At 65.0% G+C, this 18,345-nt stretch carries 14 protein-coding genes; 12 read left to right on the top strand and 2 right to left on the bottom strand.

Annotated features, from left to right (window positions below; all coding sequences use genetic code 11):
* Positions 1 to 7: 7 nt before the first annotated feature.
* The 11 genes from AC56KW_RS12360 to AC56KW_RS12310 all read left to right on the top strand — a co-directional run bounded on the left by AC56KW_RS12360 (position 8) and on the right by AC56KW_RS12310 (position 14,051).
* The gene (locus AC56KW_RS12360; RefSeq protein WP_497171026.1) at positions 8 to 1,045 is read left to right on the top strand and encodes an XrtA/PEP-CTERM system-associated ATPase; all 1,038 of its coding nucleotides are present in this window, start codon (positions 8 to 10) and stop codon (positions 1,043 to 1,045) included.
* 22 nt (positions 1,046 to 1,067) lie between these two features.
* Positions 1,068 to 1,952, top strand: coding sequence for an XrtA system polysaccharide deacetylase (locus tag AC56KW_RS12355; RefSeq protein ID WP_497171025.1), 885 nt, complete (start codon positions 1,068 to 1,070; stop codon positions 1,950 to 1,952).
* Positions 1,949 to 3,049, top strand: a complete 1,101-nt coding sequence (locus AC56KW_RS12350; protein ID WP_497171024.1) for a FemAB family XrtA/PEP-CTERM system-associated protein — start codon at positions 1,949 to 1,951, stop codon at positions 3,047 to 3,049. Before AC56KW_RS12355 ends, AC56KW_RS12350 begins: the two co-directional genes overlap by 4 nt.
* Positions 3,050 to 3,053: 4 nt before the next feature.
* Positions 3,054 to 4,247 (top strand): TIGR03087 family PEP-CTERM/XrtA system glycosyltransferase, encoded by a 1,194-nt coding sequence (locus AC56KW_RS12345; protein WP_497171023.1) that lies wholly within the window; start codon positions 3,054 to 3,056, stop codon positions 4,245 to 4,247.
* Positions 4,238 to 5,803 carry an exosortase A gene (gene xrtA / locus AC56KW_RS12340; RefSeq protein WP_497171022.1) on the top strand — a complete coding sequence of 522 codons (1,566 nt, stop codon included), beginning with the start codon at positions 4,238 to 4,240 and terminating at the stop codon, positions 5,801 to 5,803. The genes AC56KW_RS12345 and xrtA overlap by 10 nt, the downstream gene beginning before the upstream one ends.
* Positions 5,804 to 5,805: 2 nt before the next feature.
* Complete coding sequence (locus AC56KW_RS12335; protein ID WP_497171021.1) at positions 5,806 to 7,002, top strand: TIGR03088 family PEP-CTERM/XrtA system glycosyltransferase; 1,197 nt, start codon at positions 5,806 to 5,808, stop codon at positions 7,000 to 7,002.
* Positions 6,990 to 8,891 (top strand): XrtA/PEP-CTERM system amidotransferase, encoded by a 1,902-nt coding sequence (locus AC56KW_RS12330; RefSeq protein ID WP_497171020.1) that lies wholly within the window; start codon positions 6,990 to 6,992, stop codon positions 8,889 to 8,891. The genes AC56KW_RS12335 and AC56KW_RS12330 overlap by 13 nt, the downstream gene beginning before the upstream one ends.
* A 119-nt stretch (positions 8,892 to 9,010) precedes the next feature.
* Positions 9,011 to 10,393 carry a putative O-glycosylation ligase, exosortase A system-associated gene (locus tag AC56KW_RS12325; protein ID WP_497171019.1) on the top strand — a complete coding sequence of 461 codons (1,383 nt, stop codon included), beginning with the start codon at positions 9,011 to 9,013 and terminating at the stop codon, positions 10,391 to 10,393.
* A 30-nt stretch (positions 10,394 to 10,423) separates the two neighbouring features.
* Positions 10,424 to 11,416: a polysaccharide deacetylase family protein gene (locus tag AC56KW_RS12320; protein WP_497171018.1), complete on the top strand. Its 993-nt coding sequence runs from the start codon at positions 10,424 to 10,426 to the stop codon at positions 11,414 to 11,416.
* Positions 11,413 to 12,873: a lipopolysaccharide biosynthesis protein gene (locus tag AC56KW_RS12315; protein WP_497171017.1), complete on the top strand. Its 1,461-nt coding sequence runs from the start codon at positions 11,413 to 11,415 to the stop codon at positions 12,871 to 12,873. The genes AC56KW_RS12320 and AC56KW_RS12315 overlap by 4 nt, the downstream gene beginning before the upstream one ends.
* Positions 12,870 to 14,051, top strand: a complete 1,182-nt coding sequence (locus AC56KW_RS12310) for a glycosyltransferase family 4 protein (RefSeq protein WP_497171016.1) — start codon at positions 12,870 to 12,872, stop codon at positions 14,049 to 14,051. The genes AC56KW_RS12315 and AC56KW_RS12310 overlap by 4 nt, the downstream gene beginning before the upstream one ends.
* A gap of 161 nt (positions 14,052 to 14,212) precedes the next feature.
* Here the strand turns inward: AC56KW_RS12310 and AC56KW_RS12305 are convergent, their stop codons facing one another.
* Both AC56KW_RS12305 and AC56KW_RS12300 read right to left on the bottom strand, forming a co-directional pair.
* Positions 14,213 to 15,448 (bottom strand): pyridoxal-dependent decarboxylase, exosortase A system-associated, encoded by a 1,236-nt coding sequence (locus AC56KW_RS12305; protein WP_497171015.1) that lies wholly within the window; start codon positions 15,446 to 15,448, stop codon positions 14,213 to 14,215.
* On the bottom strand, positions 15,445 to 17,028 hold the full coding sequence (locus AC56KW_RS12300; protein ID WP_497171014.1) for an acyl-CoA ligase (AMP-forming), exosortase A system-associated: 1,584 nt from the start codon (positions 17,026 to 17,028) through the stop codon (positions 15,445 to 15,447). The genes AC56KW_RS12305 and AC56KW_RS12300 overlap by 4 nt, the downstream gene beginning before the upstream one ends.
* Positions 17,029 to 17,151: 123 nt before the next feature.
* Between AC56KW_RS12300 and AC56KW_RS12295 the strand changes: the two genes are divergently transcribed.
* Positions 17,152 to 18,342: a DegT/DnrJ/EryC1/StrS family aminotransferase gene (locus tag AC56KW_RS12295; protein WP_497171013.1), complete on the top strand. Its 1,191-nt coding sequence runs from the start codon at positions 17,152 to 17,154 to the stop codon at positions 18,340 to 18,342.
* Positions 18,343 to 18,345 lie beyond the last annotated feature (3 nt).

The following is an 18,345-nucleotide window of genomic DNA, read 5'->3' as shown; positions in this document are numbered from 1 at the left end:
CAAGCAGATGTACGAATCCTATTACGGCCTGTCGGCCAAGCCTTTCCAGCTCCGTCCCGATCCGCATTTCTTCTTCGGTTCGAAAGGCCACAAGCGCGCCATGGCCTACCTGGAGTATGGCCTGTCGCAGGGCGAGGGCTTCATCGTCATCACGGGCGAGGTCGGCGCCGGCAAGACCACGCTGGTGCGCAACCTCCTCAACCGCATCCCGCTGGACCAGATCGTGGCGGCCCATATCGTCAACACCAGCCTCGATCCGGAAGACACGCTGCGCATGGTGGTCTCGGCCTTTGGCCTGCCGTACGAAGGCGCCAGCAAGGCCGAGCTGCTCAATCGCCTGGAGCAGTTCTTGCGCGCCGTCGACCGCCAGGGCAAGCGCGCCCTGCTCGTGATCGACGAGGCCCAGAACCTGAACGCGCGCACGGTCGAGGAGTTGCGCATGCTGTCCAATTTCCAGACCGACGACCGCTCGCTGCTGCAGACCTTCCTGCTCGGTCAGCCCGAGTTCCGCGCCACCCTGCACAGCCCTACCATGCAACAGCTGCGCCAGCGCGTGATCGCCAGCTACCACCTGGGACCGATGGATGCGCAGGAAACCCGCGCCTATGTCGAGCACCGCCTGGCCACGGTTGGCTGGAAGGGTGATCCGGCATTCGACGACGACGCCCACGCCGCCATCTACGGCTACAGCGGCGGCATCCCGCGCAAGACCAATACGCTGATGGACCGCGTGCTCCTGATGGGCTACCTGGAAGAGCTGCATGGCTTCACCGGCGCCCATATCGGCGACGTCGTGCGCGACATCTCGGACGAGTTCCAGGCCCCGGATGGCATCGGCGAGCCGGATCCCGCATCCGTGCGCGACACCTCCGGCCAGCATGACCTGCAGCACGGCGAGATGCGCGGCGAACGCCGCGGCGCCAGCGTCGAGCAGCTCGACGAACGCATGATGCGCCTCGAGAAATCGATCGTGTCGGTGCTGTCGATCCTCAAGAAGATCGCCGCCACCCCGCCCGGTTCGCCGCGCCACTTGGACCAGGAATAATCTTTTCAAGAATGGACTTGGCATGAAAATGACCGCACCCGCAGCCCGGCCGCGTCCCGCGCCAGGCGAAAAGATCCGCAACGCGATGACCTGCGACGTCGAGGACTACTTCCAGGTCTCGGCCTTCGCTCCCTACATCGACCGCGCCAGCTGGCCGACCCGCGAATGCCGCGTCGAGGCCAATACGGAACGCATCCTGGCCTTGTACGAGCGCCACGGCGTGCGCGCGACCTTCTTCACCCTGGGCTGGATCGCCGAGCGCTATCCCGCCATGGTGCGCCGCATCGTCGCCGCCGGCCACGAACTGGCCAGCCACGGATACGGCCACCTGCGCGCCTCGGACCAGAGCCGCGCCGAATTCGACAACGACATCCGCTCCAGCAAGGCGCTGCTCGAAGACATCGGCGGCCAAGCCGTGGTGGGCTACCGCGCGCCGAGCTTTTCGATCGGCCACGCCAACCTGTGGGCGCTGGACGCGCTGCACGACGCGGGCTACAAGTACAGCTCGAGCATCTACCCGATCGCCCACGACCACTATGGCATGCCGGACGCGCCGCGCTTCGCCTTCTACCCGAACGGCCCGGACGGCCTGCTCGAAGTGCCGATCACCACGGTCAAGATGGCGGGCCGCAACCTGCCGGCCGGCGGCGGCGGCTACTTCCGCCTGCTGCCCTACGCCCTGTCGCGCTGGATGATGGAAAAAGTCAACCGCGAAGACCGCGAGCCGGCGCTGTTCTACTTCCACCCGTGGGAAGTCGATCCCGGCCAGCCGCGTCCCGAAGGCCTGGGCGCCAAGGCGCGCTTCCGCCACTACGTCAATATCGACCGCATGGAGCGCCGCCTGGAATGCCTGGCGCGCGACTTCGCGTGGGACCGCATGGACCGCATCTTCCTGGACCAGCCATGAATTCGATCATCGAAGCGGCGCAGGCCAAGCGCGCCGCCCCGCCAGCCGCATCGAGCGCGGCGCACACCCTGCACCTGATGGGGCCGCAAGACGCCGCCCGCTGGGATGCCTTCGTGCGCGCCTGCCCCACGGCCACCTTCTTTCACCTGTCGGGCTGGCAGAAGGTCATCGAGCAGTCTTTCGGCATCCAGACCTGGTTCTATTTCGTCGAGCAGGATGGCCAGATCCAGGGCGTGCTGCCGCTGGCCGAGATCAAGAGCCGGCTATTCGGCCACTCGCTGGGTGCAATGCCGTTCTGCGTCTACGGCGGCGTGGCCGCGCTCGATGACACGGCGCGCGGGATGCTCGACGAAGCGGCCGACCTGCTGGCCAAGAAGCTCGGCGTGGGCCACCTGGAATACCGTGGCATGCACCGCGCCCACCCGGGCGACGCCTCCTGGCACACCAAGGAGCTGTACGTCACCTTCCGCAAGGAGATCACCGGCGACGACGAAGCCAACCTGAACGCCATCCCGCGCAAGCAGCGCGCGATGGTGCGCAAGGGAATCAAGCTGGGCCTGAAAGGCGTGGTCGAAAATAACGTCGAGCGCATGTTCGAGGCCTATGCCCACAGCGTGCTGCGCCTGGGCACCCCGGTATTCCCGAAAAAATACTTCGCCCTGCTGCAGCAGACCTTCGGCGACGAGTGCGAAGTGCGCACCATCTACACCGAAGACAACCGCCTGGTCGGCTCGGTGCTGTCGTTCTACTGGCGCGACGAAGTCGTGCCGTATTACGGCGGCGGCACCGACCTGGCGCGCAGCGTGGCTGGCAACGACTTCATGTACTGGAACCTGATGCAGGCCGCCGCCGCGCGCGGCTGCCGCATCTTCGATTTCGGCCGCAGCAAGCTGGGTACTGGCGCCTACGATTTCAAGAAGAACTGGGGCTTCGAGGCCCAGCCACTGCCGTATGAGTACAAGCTGTACGCGTCGAGCGCGCTGCCGGACAACAATCCGCTGAACCCGAAGTACCAGTTGTTCATCAAGATGTGGAAGAAGCTGCCGCTGCCGGTGGCGAACTTCCTCGGTCCCTACATCGTGCGCAACCTGGGGTAATGCCGTGCAAGACCTGCTGCTGCTGATCCACCGCATCCCCTACCCGCCCAACAAGGGTGACAAGATCCGCTCGTACAACCTGCTCAAGCACTTGGCGCGTGACTACCGGGTGCACCTGGCCACGTTCGTGGACGACGCCGACGACTGGCAATACGTGCCGAAAGTCGAGGCGATGTGCGCCAGCAGCCATTTCGCGGCCCTGAATCCCATGCTGGCGCGGGTGCGCAGCCTTGGCGCGCTGGTCAAGAACCGTTCGCTGTCGCTGGACTATTACCAGGACGCTGGCCTGCAGCGCTGGGTAGACCAGACCATGACCGCGCACGCGATCAAGCGGGTGCTGGTGTTCTCGTCGGCAATGGCCCAGTACGCCGACAACTATCCAGAGTCCCGGCGCGTAATCGACTTTTGCGACGTGGACTCGGACAAATGGCGCCAGTACGCCGACAAGAAATCCTGGCCCATGAGCTGGCTGTACCGGCATGAAGCGCGCCAGCTGCTGCGCTACGAGCGCCAGGTGGCAAGCCAGTACGATGCCTCGCTGTTCGTCTCCAGCCCCGAGGCGGACCTGTTCCGCCAGTTGGCGCCCGAGAGCGTGGCGCGCATCGGCCATTTCAGCAATGGCGTCGACACCGATTACTTCTCGCCCGAACACGACCTGGCCAGCCCCTACGCCCCCGGCGAGCGCTCGCTCGTGTTCACCGGCGCCATGGACTACTGGCCGAACGTCGATGCGGTGCAATGGTTCTGCGATGAGATATTCCCGATCCTGCGCCGGCAAGACCCTGATCTACGCTTCTATATCGTCGGCTCCCGCCCCGCGCCACAGGTGCAGGCGCTGGCCCAGTCGCCGGGCGTGACCGTCACCGGCACCGTGCCCGACGTGCGCCCGTACATCCGTCATGCACGGGTGGCAGTGGCGCCACTGCGCATCGCGCGCGGCATCCAGAACAAGGTACTAGAAGCGATGGCGATGGCTACACCGGTCGTGGTGTCGCCCCAGGCGCTCGAAGGCATCGCGGCCGAACCGGGCCGCGAGCTGCTATTGGCGGCCGATGCCACGGGCTTCGCCGATGCCGTCGCACTGCTGCTCGCCCGCGCCGACAACGACATGGGCCTGGCCGCGCGCGCCAGGGTCGAATACCATTACAGCTGGCCCAGCAACCTGGCCTGCATCGGGGAGAAACTCGAATGCTATTGAAATCACCGCCCGTGGCGCCTGGCGCCGCCGTCCTGTCGAACGCTCACAGCCCGGCCCTGGCACTCCTGCTGCTGGCCATGCTGGCGCCGTTCGCCCTGTACTATGGCACCGCCGCCTCGATGGTGTCGATCTGGAACAGTTCCGAGACCTTCGCCCACGGCTATGCCATCCTGCCGATCAGCCTGTGGCTGATCTGGCGCCGCCGCGACCGCTTTGCCCACATCCCGGCCGTCCCCTGTCCACCGGCCTTGCTGCTGCTGGCCTTGCTGGGCGCCGGCTGGCTGGCGGGGTATATGGGCGACGTCTCGGTAGTCATGCAGTACTGCTTCGTGGCGATGATCCCGACCGCGGCGCTGGCGCTGTTCGGCCCACGCCTGGCGGGCGCCTTTGCCTTCCCGCTGCTGTTCCTGCTGTTCGCCGTGCCGTTCGGCGAAATCTTCGTCGACCCGCTCATCCATCTCACCGCCGATTTCACCGTATGGGCGGTGCAGGCGACCGGCATCCCGGTGCTGCGCAACGGCACCCGCTTCGATCTGCCGACCGGCTCGTGGTCGGTGGTGGAAGCCTGCAGCGGCATCCGCTACCTGATTTCGTCGATCACGCTGGGCAGCCTGTACGCCTACCTGACCTATAGCAGCAACCGCCGCCGCGCCGTGTTCATCGCGCTGTCGATCGTGGTGCCGATCGTGGCCAATGGCCTGCGCGCCTACATGATCGTGATGATTGGCCATTTCAGCAGCATGGAACACGCGACCGGCGTCGACCACTTGGTCTATGGTTGGCTGTTCTTCGGCCTGATCATGTTCATCATGTTCTGGCTCGGCAGTTTCTGGCGCCAGGACGAGCAACCGGCCCCGGCCCAGGTCCACAGCGAGACGGTTGCCGGCACGCAAGCCAGTGCCGGCAAGGGCGCGGCCCGCATCATGCCGATGGCGGTCGCCGTGATCGCCGTCCTGGCGCTGTGGCCGGCCTTTTCCGTGATCAACGAGCGCGCCAACCGCAACCCGGCGCCGGTCCAGCTGGCCGAACCCGCGATCCGCCTGGACCAGGCCGGCGGCTTCCCCGACTGGCAGGTCCGCTTCATGGAACCTGATGCGCGCCTGGCGCGCACCTGGCAGGTGCCGGGCGCCGAGCGCCCGGTGCGCCTCGAGATCCTGTACTACCGCAACCAGGACAAGCAGAAGGGCCTGATCAGCTCCGTCAACCGCCTGACCGGCGAGAAGGACGCCTTCCATGCAGTAACGAGCAGCACGCGCAGTGAAACTGCCGGCGCACTGACGCTGCCTCTGCGCGAGACCCTGCTGGCGAGCCCGAACGGCAAACTGGTGGTCTGGCACACCATGTGGGTCAATGGCGGCTACCTGACCAGCAACGTGGTCGGGAAGCTACGCCAGGCGCAGGGACGGCTGCTGTTCCAGGGCGACGACGGCGCCCTGGTGCTGCTGGCCGCGCCATATGGCGACGATCCGGATGCCGCGCGCGCCGCCATGCGCGCCTTCCTGGCCGGTCACTTCGGTGCGGTGGACGCCGCGCTACAGGCGACCAGGGAACGCTGAGCATGGCCGCGATTGCTTCATCCGCGCATGCCGGCCAGCCGCCACTGGTCGTGCACCTCGTCTACCGGCTCGACATCGGCGGCCTGGAAACGCTGCTGGTCGACACCATCAACCGCATGCCGCCTGATCGCTACCGGCACGCGGTCGTGTGCCTGACCGACTACACCGACTTCGCCGAGCGCATCACGCGCCCGGACGTGGAACTGTTCGCGCTGCACAAGCCGCCCGGCGCCGCACTGCATATCCACCTGGACCTGTGGCGCCTGCTGCGCCGCCTGCGCCCAACGATCCTGCACACCTACAACCTGGGCTGCTACGAGTACGCCGCCACCGCGCTCGCGGCCGGGGTGCCGGTGCGGATCCACGCCGAACACGGGCGCGACGCCGGCGATCCCCAGGGGCTGAACCGCAGGCACAACCTGCTGCGGCGCCTGCTGGCGCCCTGCGTCGACCGTATCGTTCCGGTCTCGCGCGACCTGCACGACTGGCTGCGTGACCTGGTTGGCATCGCCCCGGCCAAGCTGGCGGCGATCGACAACGGCGTCGACACCGATCGCTTCCGCCCGGTCCGGCCGGACGACACCGCCACGGAGCCGTGGCAGGACGATCCAGGCGCCTTCGTGATCGGCACCGTCGGCCGCCTCCAGGATGTCAAGGACCAGGCCAACCTGATCGACGCCTTCGCCCTGCTGCGCAAGATGCTGCCACAGGCGCGCCTGCGCCTGGTGCTGGTCGGCGACGGCCCGCTGCGCGCGGCGCTGGAAGCGCAGGTGGCGGCCCTCGGCCTGCAGGACTGCGTCTGGATGGCCGGTCCGCACGCCGACGTCGCGCCGCCGATGCGCAGCTTTTCACTGTTCGCATTGTCCTCGATCGCCGAGGGCACGCCGGTCACGCTGCTCGAAGCGATGGCCAGCGGCTTGCCAGTGGTGGCGAGCGCCGTCGGCGGCATCCCGGAGCTGGTGCAGCATGGCGCGATGGGCATGCTGATGCCGGCGCGCGATTCCCAGCTCCTGGCCGAGGCGCTGGCCGTTTATGTGCGCGACCCTGCGCTCGCGCGTTCGCATGGCGCGGCCGGCCGCGCCCATGTCGAACGGCACTACAGCATGCGCGCCATGCTCGACGCCTATGTTGCCCTGTACGATGGCCTGTGCCAGACCAAGATGAAAACGAATAAAGCGATTACACCATGTGCGGAATAGTTGGACTGTTTGATACCCGCGGCCAGCGCGCCATCGCGCGTGACGTGCTGCACCGGATGAACGAAACCCAGTTCCACCGCGGCCCGGTCGAAGGCGACCTGCACCTCGAGCCGGGCCTGGGCTTCGGCCACCGGCGGCTGTCGATCATCGCCCTCGAAGCCGGGCTGCAGCCGCTGTTCAACGAAGACGAAACGATCGCCCTGGTGTTCAACGGCGAGATCTACAACTTCCGCGAGCTGCGCGCCGAGCTGCAGGGGCTGGGCCATGCTTTCCGTACCCCGTCCGACAGCGAGACGATCGTCCACGCCTACGAACAGTGGGGCGAGGATTGCGTCCAGCACCTGCGCGGCATGTTCGCTTTCGCGATCTGGGACCGTCCGCGCCAGACCCTGTTCCTGGCGCGCGACCGCTTGGGCATCAAGCCGATGCACTACGCGCTGCTGGACGACGGCATGTTCGCCTTCGGCTCCGAACTCAAGTCGCTGCTGTGCCTGCCGAACCTGAAGCGCGAGATCGACCCGTTGGCGGTCGAGGAATACTTCGCCTATGGCTACGTGCCCGAGCCGCGCACCATCTTCGCGGGGGCGCGCAAGCTGCTGCCGGGGCATACATTGACCCTGCGCGTCGGCCAGCCGCTGCCGGCCTCGAAACAATACTGGGACGTGCCGTTCACGCCGCACCAGCAAATGACCGAGCGCGACATGGAGGGCGAGCTGGTCGTTCGCCTGCGCGAAGCCGTGGAGAGCCACCTGATCGCCGACGTGCCGCTGGGCGCCTTCCTGTCGGGCGGCGTCGACTCGAGCGCGGTGGTGGCCATGATGGCCGGCGTCTCGCCAGGTCCGGTGAACACCTGTGCGATCGCTTTCAACGATCCGGCCTTCGACGAATCGCAGTATGCGCGCCAGGTGGCCGAACAATACAAGACCCGGCACCAGAGCGAGACAGTCGACAAGGACGACTATGGCCTGATCGATATCCTGGCGGCGCTGTACGACGAGCCGTATGCCGACAGCTCGGCAATCCCGACCTACCGCGTGTGCGAATTGGCGAGAAAGCGCGTGACGGTCGCCCTGTCGGGTGACGGAGGCGACGAAAACTTCGCCGGCTATCGCCGCCACCGGATGGCCATGGGCGAGCAGCGGGTGCGCTCGATGCTGCCGCTGGCGCTGAGGAAGCCCGTGTTTGGCCTGCTCGGCAAGGCCTACCCGAAAGCCGACTGGGCACCGCGCGTATTGCGCGCCAAGACTACCTTCGAGGCGCTGGCGCGCGACCTGACCGAGGGTTACTTCCATGGCGTCTCGGTCAACAACGACCGCGTACGCCAGCAACTGTTCTCCGACGGCTTCCGACAGCGCCTGCAAGGCTATCGGGCGGTCGAGGTCATGCGCGGCTATGCCGCCAACGCCCCAACCGATGACCCGCTGTCGCTGGTGCAGTACCTGGACATGAAGACCTACCTGCCGGGCGACATTCTGACCAAAGTCGACCGCGCCAGCATGGCGCACGCCCTCGAGGTGCGGGTGCCGCTGCTGGACCACCACTTTGTCGAGTGGGTGTCGGGTTTGCCGTCGACCTCCAAGCTGCGCAATGGCGAAGGCAAGCATATTTTCAAGAAAGCCCTGCAACCCTATCTGTCGGACGACATCCTGTATCGCAAGAAAATGGGCTTCTCGATCCCGCTTGCGGCCTGGCTGCGAGGCCCATTGCGCGAGGCCATGCGCAGTGCGGTGCTCAACCCGGCGCTGCTCGATACCGGGATCTTCAATGCCGCCTACCTGAAGCAGATGGTGGACGAGCACCAGGCTGGGACGCAGGACCATGCAACCACGCTGTGGTCGGTCCTGATGTTCGATGCTTTCCTGCGCAAGAACGGCGCAAGCGCTGCCTGAGGCCCCGATGGAAACGATACTGTGGTGCCTTGACCTGATCGGCGTTGCCTATCTGTGCTTGTGGGCCTTACGTCAAGACCGCCGCGGCAGCAGCGGTGACAAGGAAAAGCGTCACTAATATGCGCGATCTGTTCCTGCTCGGTATTCTGCCATTGCTGCTGTACGCCATGCTGCAGCGCCCATTCATCGCGCTTGCCATGCTGCCATGGACCGCCCTGTTCTTTCCGAACGCCTGGGTGTACGGTCTTGCAAGCCACATCCGCTACAACCTGCTGTTCGCAGGGGTAACGCTTGTCGCTTACCTGGTCCACAAGCACAAACCCGCATTCCGCCTCAGTGGACTGGGGATGCTGGTACTGCTGTTCTTCTTCTGGACGACGCTCAGCACATGGATGTCGATCGGCGCTCCGGGAGTAGCCTGGGAATACTGGAATCGTCTCCTCAAGATCATCATCCTGTTCCTCTTCGTTCTCGCCATCGTCGAAAACAAACTCCACGTTGACACACTGTTGTGGGGAGTCGTGCTGTCGGTCGGTTTCTATGGCAATCTGGAAGCACTGAAGTTTATCGCCAGCGGTGGTAATCACATGATCTCCGGCATCGCCGGGCATGTGCTGGCGGACCGTAACGAACTGGCGCTGGCGTTCGTGATGACCCTACCAATCTGCGTCTATCTGCTGAGTGAGTATGGAAAGCAATCGCGTGCCATCCAACTGGGCTTGATCGGCACCATGTGTTTACTCGTCTTCGCTGTCATCGGCACCCAGTCGCGCGGCGGTTTCCTGGCGCTCCTGACCCTTGGCGCCTACCTGTTCGTCAAAAGCGAGCGCAAGGTCTTGCTGTCCGTGCTGATCGTGGCCCTGATCGTGGTCCTGGGCAATTTCGCCTCGTCCGAATGGTCAGCGCGCATCGACACCATCGAGACGGCTAACGAAGATGCGTCATTCATGGGCCGGGTTGTTGCATGGAAGCTCAGCTTCATCATGGCGATGCAGAATCCGTTCTTCGGCGGTGGCTTCAAGACGCTTGAAAATCTTTCCGTCTGGACCGAGCTGTCACGACACTTCTTTGAGTATCCATGGTTTTATACCGGCGATTCGCTGCCACCGACGACCTTTGCGCGCGCCGCACACAGTGTGTATTTCCAGGTGCTGGGCGACCATGGCTTCGTCGGCCTGTTCATCTACCTCGCCTGCCTGTTCGCCTCCTGGCGCAAGGCGGCGCGCGCCGCCAGAACCGCCAAACGGGCAGGCGGACCCGCATGGCTCGTCAATATGGCAGTCGCGATGCAGCTGAGCATCTTTGCCTTCGCTTTCGGCGGTGCAGCGCTGAGCTTTGCGTATTTCGACCTGATTTTCACCCTGTTTGGACTAACTATCGTCATTGAACAACGCATTTTGCCCGCCGAGCTGGCGAAGCTGGCGCGCACCGAAAGGCATCGACATGGTGCTCAGCACGTCCCCGATGCCGTCCAGACAGTTACCGTGGGTTGCGCTCGCTAACGCGGTCAGTCCAAGCCACCACCTCGAACCATGACAAAAGTCAGAACCAGCATCAGTCTCGCGGGCGGCCTGATCCGTCACGCAGGCAACGCCATCGCCTCGCGCGAAGCAGGAGCAAGGCGACTCTGCATCCTCAACTACCATCGCGTCCTGACACAGCCAGACCCGCTGCTCGACTCCGAGCCGACCATTGAAACCTTCCGATGGCATATGACCTTGTTGGCCCGGAGCTTCAATGTATTGCCCTTGCATGATGCGATCGAGATGCTGGGCACGCGCGACATGCCTCCCCGCGCGGTCGCCGTCACCTTCGACGATGGCTACCGCTCGACCCATGATCTCGCCCTGCCGGTGCTGCGCGAGTTTCGGTTGCCGGCCACGGTCTTCGTCACGACCGGACATATCGGGAAGGGCAGCATGTGGAACGACGTGATCCTGGAAGCGACGCGCCGGCTTCCGGCCGGTCGGCTCGACCTGCGCGAGCTGGGGTTCGACAACTATTCACTGGGCACGCAGGCTGATCGGCACGACACGGCGCGCACACTCACCGAACGCGCCAAATATCTATCACCCGCGGAGCGGGCTCGACTCAACCACAGACTCGAAACCCTGGTGGGCTGCCCACTGGAGCAAGAGTTGATGCTGACCCGCGAGATGCTGCTGGCACTGGACGATGGCGGTATCGAGATCGGTGGACACACGGTCACCCATCCCATCCTGACTTGCATCGACGACGACACCGCACGTGAGGAGATCGTTAATAACAAGCAGCAGCTGGAAGCCATGCTGGGAAAACCGCTGCGCCTGTTTGCATATCCCAATGGCAAGCCAGGCATTGATTTCGACGAGCGGCATGCCCGCATGGTGCGCGAGGCCGGGTACCATGCCGCATTCACCACCGCCCCCGGACCGGTCTCCCGTCACAGCGAGCGTTATACACTGCCGCGCAGCCGACCATGGGATGCACACCCGCTCAAGTTCGCCAGTCGACTTTTATACTGGTTGAGTGGGAGGTCCGTGTGAGCCAGATTAAGAAATCACTTGGTCTGTCGTTCGCGGCGCAATACACGGAAATGGCCATCCAGTTCATCGGTGTCATGTTCCTGGCCAGGCTCATCACGCCCGAGGAAATCGGCATTTATTCGGTGGCCGCTTTCCTGATGGCGCTGCTCCATGTATTCCGCGACTTTGGCGTCGGCAAATACCTGATCGCGGTCGAGGAACTGACGCCCGACCGGATTCGCTCCGCCTATGGCGTGGCCATCATCCTGGCCGGGTCGATCGCCCTGCTGCTGTACCTGTCCGCTCCGCTGGTAGCACGCTTTTACGATGAACCGCGGGTGGCCGCCATCCTCGAAGTGATGGCGATCAGCTTCGCCCTCACACCGCTCGGTGGCCTGTTGACGTCGATTTTCCGACGCAATATGGAGTTCAAGAAGATCATGATCGTGCAGGTCACGAGTTCGATCTTCCACGTGATCACGGCGGTGACCCTGGCGACCCATGGATTCGGTGCGCTCAGCCTGGCCTGGGCAAATTTCGCCGGCATCCTGTCGTACGGCATCGCGGCCGTCCTCCTGCGCACGCGCGGTACACCCTATAGGCCGAGCTTCAGGAATATGCGGGAAATCCTGTCATTCGGCAGCGTCAACAGCCTGGGCAGCCTCGCCAGCGTCCTCGGCAGCAACGGCCCGGACGTGATCATCGCCAAGACCATCAACCTGGCCGCATCCGGCTACTTCAGCCGCGCCAACGGCATGATCCAGATGTTCCGTACCCTGGTCAACGGCGCCATCGTGCCGCTGATCCTTCCCTATTTTTCTCAGCTGCGACGCGATCGGGGCGACACCATCCTGGCATACCGTTCGGCCGTCGAGCACTTGACCGTGTTTGCCTGGCCATTCTTTACCGTGCTGGGCTTCCTGACCCTGCCTACGGTGCGGGTGCTGTACGGCACCCAGTGGGATGCCTCGGTGCCGGTGGTGCAAGTGCTGTGCATTGCCGGCGCCCTGGTTAACCTGACGACATTCGCCGGCGATGTCATGATCGCTCATGGCAAGGTCGGCCAGGCGACGGCAAGCCAGGTATTGACCCAGCCGGTGCGCCTGGGGGCGATCTTGCTCGCCGGACCATTCGGCATCATTCCCATCGCCATCGCGCTGGTGCTGGTCGAGTGCTACACCGTGGCCATCACCTCGCGACGCCTGTACACCGCCACCGGCATTGAACTGGGCGGGGTGCTGCGCGCGACCACCAAGAGCGCCATCGTCACCTTGTTCAGTGCCGTAGGCCCGGCCCTCGTGATGTTCACTTTCATGACCGGCGAGCGCGCCTGGCTGGAGCTTGTCGTCGGTGGCGCAAGTGCACTGGTCGGCTGGTTCATTGGCATTACCTGCACCAACCATCCTGTAAAAGCGCATCTGTATCAAGCGCGCAACTGGGTGTTTGCCAGAATACAAGGATGGGGTCATACACTATGATGGAAGAAACAATGAATGTGGGGTTTTGCGAGAATGGCGCCGGCTATGGCGGCGCAGTGATCTCGCTTGCCGCATTCCTGGCGCATCGTCCTGCCAGCGTGCGCCCCTACCTCTACACGAGTCTGGGTACAGAGCCTTACCAGAAGCTGTCCGGTCTGGGCAACTGGCGCCACCTGCGTCCGGTCGCATGGTTCGACCGGTCCTGGTTGGGGCCGCACAGGGCACGACTGTCATCGCACCTGGAAAATGCATTCAACCTGCTGCCTTACGCCTTGCGTCACTACCGGGCCTTCAAGGCGCAACACATCGATCTGGTTTATCTGAACAACGATTGCACTTGCAATTTTGCTGGTGCGCTTGGCGCCCGGATGGCAGGCTTGCCGATGGTGCTGCACGCGCGCGGTTTCAATGCCGATACCCGCGGCAATCGCTGGGTACTGGGCCAGCTGGACCATTGCATCGCCGTCTCGCAGGCGGTAAAGGCGGAGTTGCTGGAACTCGGCCTGCCCGCCCACAAATGCACTGTCGTGCCGGAAGGGCTGGAACTCGACTTGTTTCGTCCCCGTCCGCCAAGCGAGTTGCTGCGCGCCGAGCTCGGCCTGAACCAGGAAACGCCGGTCGTTACCCTGGTAGGCGGATTGATCGACTGGAAAGGCCAGGACGTGCTGCTGGACGCCGTTCCCGCCATCCTGGCGCGCTTCCCCACCACCCGCTTTCTGCTGGTGGGTTCCGCATATGGCAAGGACGACATATTCGCGCAAGAAATCACGCGCCGGGTCGCGACGCCGGCATTACGCGGCCATGTGCAACTGCTTGGAGCACGTCAGGATATTCCCGACATACTTTCGCTCAGTTCGGTCGTCCTGCATGCGTCGACCAAGCCGGAACCCTTCGGCCGCACTTTCCTTGAAGGAATGGCTATGGGAAGACCGACGATCGCATCCAACGAAGGCGGGCCGCTTGATGTCATCGAGCATGAGGTCGATGGGTTGCTGATCGCTCCTCGTGATCCAGCAGTGCTTGCCCAGGCAGTCAACCTCTTGCTGTCCGAACCGGCATATGCGGCCCGGCTCGGCGCCAATGCCGCACGCAAGGCGAGCAGGTTCTCGATCCAGTACCACGTCGAGGCCATCAGTGCGGTATTGCAGGCGACGCGCGACCGGGCGCGGCGCGCTTGAGCAGGTGGTCCAGCGATAAAAACGGGGCGGTCAGCGCTCGCGGTGGGTGAGTCCAATGGCAATGCGCACCAGCTGCTCAACCGGCGTTCGAGCCCGCCATCGCGGGCAGCGCGTTTTTTGGCAGCTGACTCAGGCCTGCATGGCGACCCGAGACCGGCCATTCATACCAATACTTCGCGCGGCGCGGGGTGTCCCAGAAATGCGGTTGGGCTGGCGCTCAGGCCGTAAGCGCCCGACTGGAACACGACCACCAGGTCGCCGACCTCGGCATCCGGCAACGCCATGCGCTCGGCCAGCAGATCAAGCGGCGTACAAAGCGGCCCAACCACCGAAACCGGCGCGCCCGGCGCCGCATCCATGCGGTTACCGATTGCGACCGGATAGTTCTTGCGGATCACCTGGCCAAAGTTGCCGGAGGCCGCCAGATGGTGGTGAAGGCCGCCGTCGGTGACCAGGAATACTTGGCCGCGAGATACCTTACGGTCGACCACCCTTGCGACATAAATGCCGGCCTCGCCGACCAGATAGCGGCCCAGTTCGATCGCCATGCGCACCTCGGGCAAGGCGGCGCGCAGTTGCTGCAGGCAGCCGCCCAGGTGGGCGCCGATCGGCGCCAGGTCCAGCCTTTGTTCGCCGGGAAAATAAGGAATGCCCAAGCCACTGCCAAGATTGATCTGGCGCGGCGGACATGGCGCATGCTCCGCCAGGCGCAGCGCCAGCGCGCAGGCGTTGCTGGCCGCCTCCATGATGGCTTCCGGCCGCAGGCTCTGCGAACCGCTGAAGATGTGGAACCCCTGGAAATCGACCTGGCCCAGGTCCATGCGCGCCAGCAGGCCCGGCAATGCTTCGGCGTCGATGCCGAACGGCTTGGCGCCGCCACCCATGCGCATGCCCGACGACTTGAGCTCGAAGTCGGGATTCACGCGCAGCACGACGCGCGGCAGGATGCCGAGTCGCTTGCCCGCGTCGATCGCAAGCGCCAACTCGCGCTCGGATTCGACCATGAGATTAATGTCGGCGGCAACCGCCTGCATCAGTTCCGCTTCACTCTTGCCCGGGCCGGCGAAACTCACCCGCGACGGCGCCATGCCGGCGTCGAGCGCCACCTTCATCTCGCCGGCCGAGGCCACGTCGAGACCATCGACCAGGGGCGTCAGGTGGCCGACCAGGGCCGGCATCGGATTGGCCTTGACCGAATAATGCAGCCTGATATCGGCCGGCAGATGGTGCCGCAGATAGCGCACCCGGTCGTCCACGAGGGCGCGATCGTAGGCATAGAAAGGCGTGGCGCCGACCCGCTGCGCAAGCCGCGGCAGCGCAATGCCGCCCACCTGCAGGCAGCCGTCGACGACCGGGAAGCCGGCCGTGGCGGCATGCGATGGTGTCGGATTCGTCATGGATTTTTGCTTTCTAACAGGGTGCCGAACGCCGCGCGCAGCGCCGGCCGGTCGAATTTTCCGTTCGGGTTGCGCGGCAAGGGGCCCGGCAACAGCTCGATCCAGGCCGGCACCATCCAGGAGGGCAGACGGCGCTGACATTCGCGGCGCAGGCTATCCGCATCCAGCTCCGGCATGGCCGCTACCGCCAGGACCGCCACCGCCTGGCCCAGCTCGGAATGCGGCAGCCCGAATGCCACCGCCTCTTGTACCAGTCCGCTCTGGTGCAGGGCTTCCTCCACTTCGCTCGGACTGACACGGTAGCCCGAGACCTTGATCATGTCATCGCTGCGGCCGATGAAGTACAGGTAGCCGTCGGCATCGCGGCGTACCGTATCGCCCGACCAGACCGCCATTTCGGGCAGCGGCAGCGCCGGGTCCTGTCCCGGCGCCGGGCGAAAACGCTCGGCGGTCTTGCCAGGGTCGTTCCAGTAGCCGAGCGCCACCAGGGCGCCGCGGTGAACCAGCTCGCCCGGCTCGTCGGCCGCGCACACGCTGCCGTCGGGGCGCACCACCAGCACCTCGGCGTTCGGAATCGCGCGTCCGATCGAGTCCGGCCGGCGCGCCAGCTCGGCTGGCGGCAGGTAGGTCGATCGAAATGCCTCGGTCAGGCCGTACATGAGGAATAGTTCGGCCCGCGGCAATGCGGCGCGCAGCGCAGCCACGGTCGGTCCCGGCATGGCGCCGCCCGAATTGGTCAGGTAGCGCAGGCTGCAGTCGTCGGGCCACGCGAGGCCGGACAACTGGATCCACAGCGGCGGCACGGCCGCCAGGCCCGTGATGCGTTCGGCCTGGACCGCACGCACGACATCACGCGCAAACAGATGATTGATCAGCACCACCGTGGCGCCAGTATGGAAGGCGGTGGTCAGCTGGCTCAGGCCATAGTCGAAGCTGAGCGGAAGCAGGGCCAGGATACGATCGCCGGCATGGTTGCCGAGATAGGAAGCGACGCTGCGCGCGCCAGCCACGATATTCCGGTGCGACAGCACCACCCCTTTGGGTTTGCCGGTACTGCCCGAGGTGTACAGGATCGCCGCCATGTCGGCGTCGATCGCCGCATGCCCCGTCATTGGCTCGAGCGGCGATGCGGTTGGCTGGTCCCAGGACATCAGTCGCCAGCCTCCTTGGGCGGCGTCGCCCTGGGCGCCGACCACAAGCACCGTGTGCAGTCGAGGACACCCGGCCAGCGTATCGCTCAGCTGGTTCAGCCGTTCGGCGGACGTGACCAGAATCCGCGCGCCGCAATCGGCGAGGATGTGCGCGACCTGGGCCGGCTTGAGCAGGGGATTGACCGGTACAAACACCGCGCCGGCGGCGGCAGCGCCGAACAGCGCCGCCACGTTCTCGATCCGCTTTTCCAGATAAACCGCAACCCGTTCGCGCGGTCCGATCCCTGCCGCCAGAAACACTGCGGCCGCGTCGTGCACCGCGCGCGCGAGCTGTGCATAATCGAGGCGGCGCTCGCCATGCACCAGTGCCTCGTCGGCAGGCGCACGGCGGGCCGCTGTGAATACCAGATCGTGTACCAAGTCGCTCATTCGAAAACCCCAGGAGGCACAGTGCCGAAACAGAAGCGCGCCATCTTAACATCCCAGCCATATTGGAAACAGCCATGCGGGCCGGGGCCGTTATACTATCTTGCCTAAATGAATATCACCGCCATGAACCTACCCAGCTCGCGCCCGCCACTTGCTCCCGTGCTGTCGCGCGATTCGCTGCGTGCCGGGAACGGGCCCCGCCCGCCATCGGTCCTCGACGCCGGGCAGGCCCGCCTGGTGAGCAGCGGACGCGTCGCGATCGCGCTGGCGCTCGAGCGCATGGGCGTCGGGGCCGGGGATGAAGTGCTGCTGCCGGCCTATCACAGTCCATCGATGGTGCCACCGGTACTATGGCGCCAGGCCGTACCGCTGTTCTACCGCCTGCGCGCCGACACCTCGGTCGACCTGGACGATATCACGCGCCGCGCCACCCCCGCTACGCGGGTGCTGGTAGTGACCCATTACTTTGGCTTTCCGCAAGCAATGGAGGCGCTGCGCGCGTGGTGCGACGCGCGCGGTATCTTCCTGCTCGAGGATTGCGCACACGCTTTTTTCGGCGAATACGGCGGAAGGCCGCTGGGCGCCTGGGGTGATTATGCGATTGCCAGCAGCATGAAATTTTTCCCGATCTACGAAGGCGGCTGCCTGGTCTCCGCGCATCACCGGCTCGATGCCGTCGCGCTGCAGTGCGCCGGGCTTGGCTTCGAGGCCAAATCCCTGCTGGCGACGCTGGAAACCAGCTTCCGCCATGGACGCCTGCCGCTGCTGGGCCGCGTCCTGCGTCCCGCGTTACGGCTGCGCGATCTGGCCTGGGGCATGCTCAAGCGCCGTCGCAACGCCGCCCCGCAGGCGCAGGCGCTGGCGCTGGCGCCGGCATCGTCCGACAGCGGCTTCGATTTCGAACCGCGCTGGCTCGACAAGCGCTCGGCCTGGTTTTCGCGCCTCCTGGTACGCACGCTGCCGCGCGCAGCCATCGGAGCGCGCCGTCGTCGTCATTACCTGGCGCTCGAAGAGATGGTGCGCGGCCTGCCGGGCTGCCGTCCACTCTATCCAGCCCTGCCGGACGGCGTCTATCCATGGCAGTTCCCACTGCTGTGCGACGACCCCGAGACGCTGTTCACGCGGCTGCAGGAGGCCGGCGTGCCGCTGGTACGCTTTGCGTGGCAACGCTGGCCCGCGATGGAAGCCGGCCTCTGTGTGGCGAGCGACATGCTGGCGCATTCGGTCCTGGCCCTGCCCTGCCACCAGGAACTGCGACCGGACGAGCTGGACTGGATCGGCGCCCGGCTTCGCCACGCATTGTGCGCGCGGTGACGC

The sequence above is a fragment of the Telluria sp. RT2P19 genome (assembly GCF_059685725.1).
This window is presented reverse-complemented; position numbering and strand designations above follow the sequence as displayed.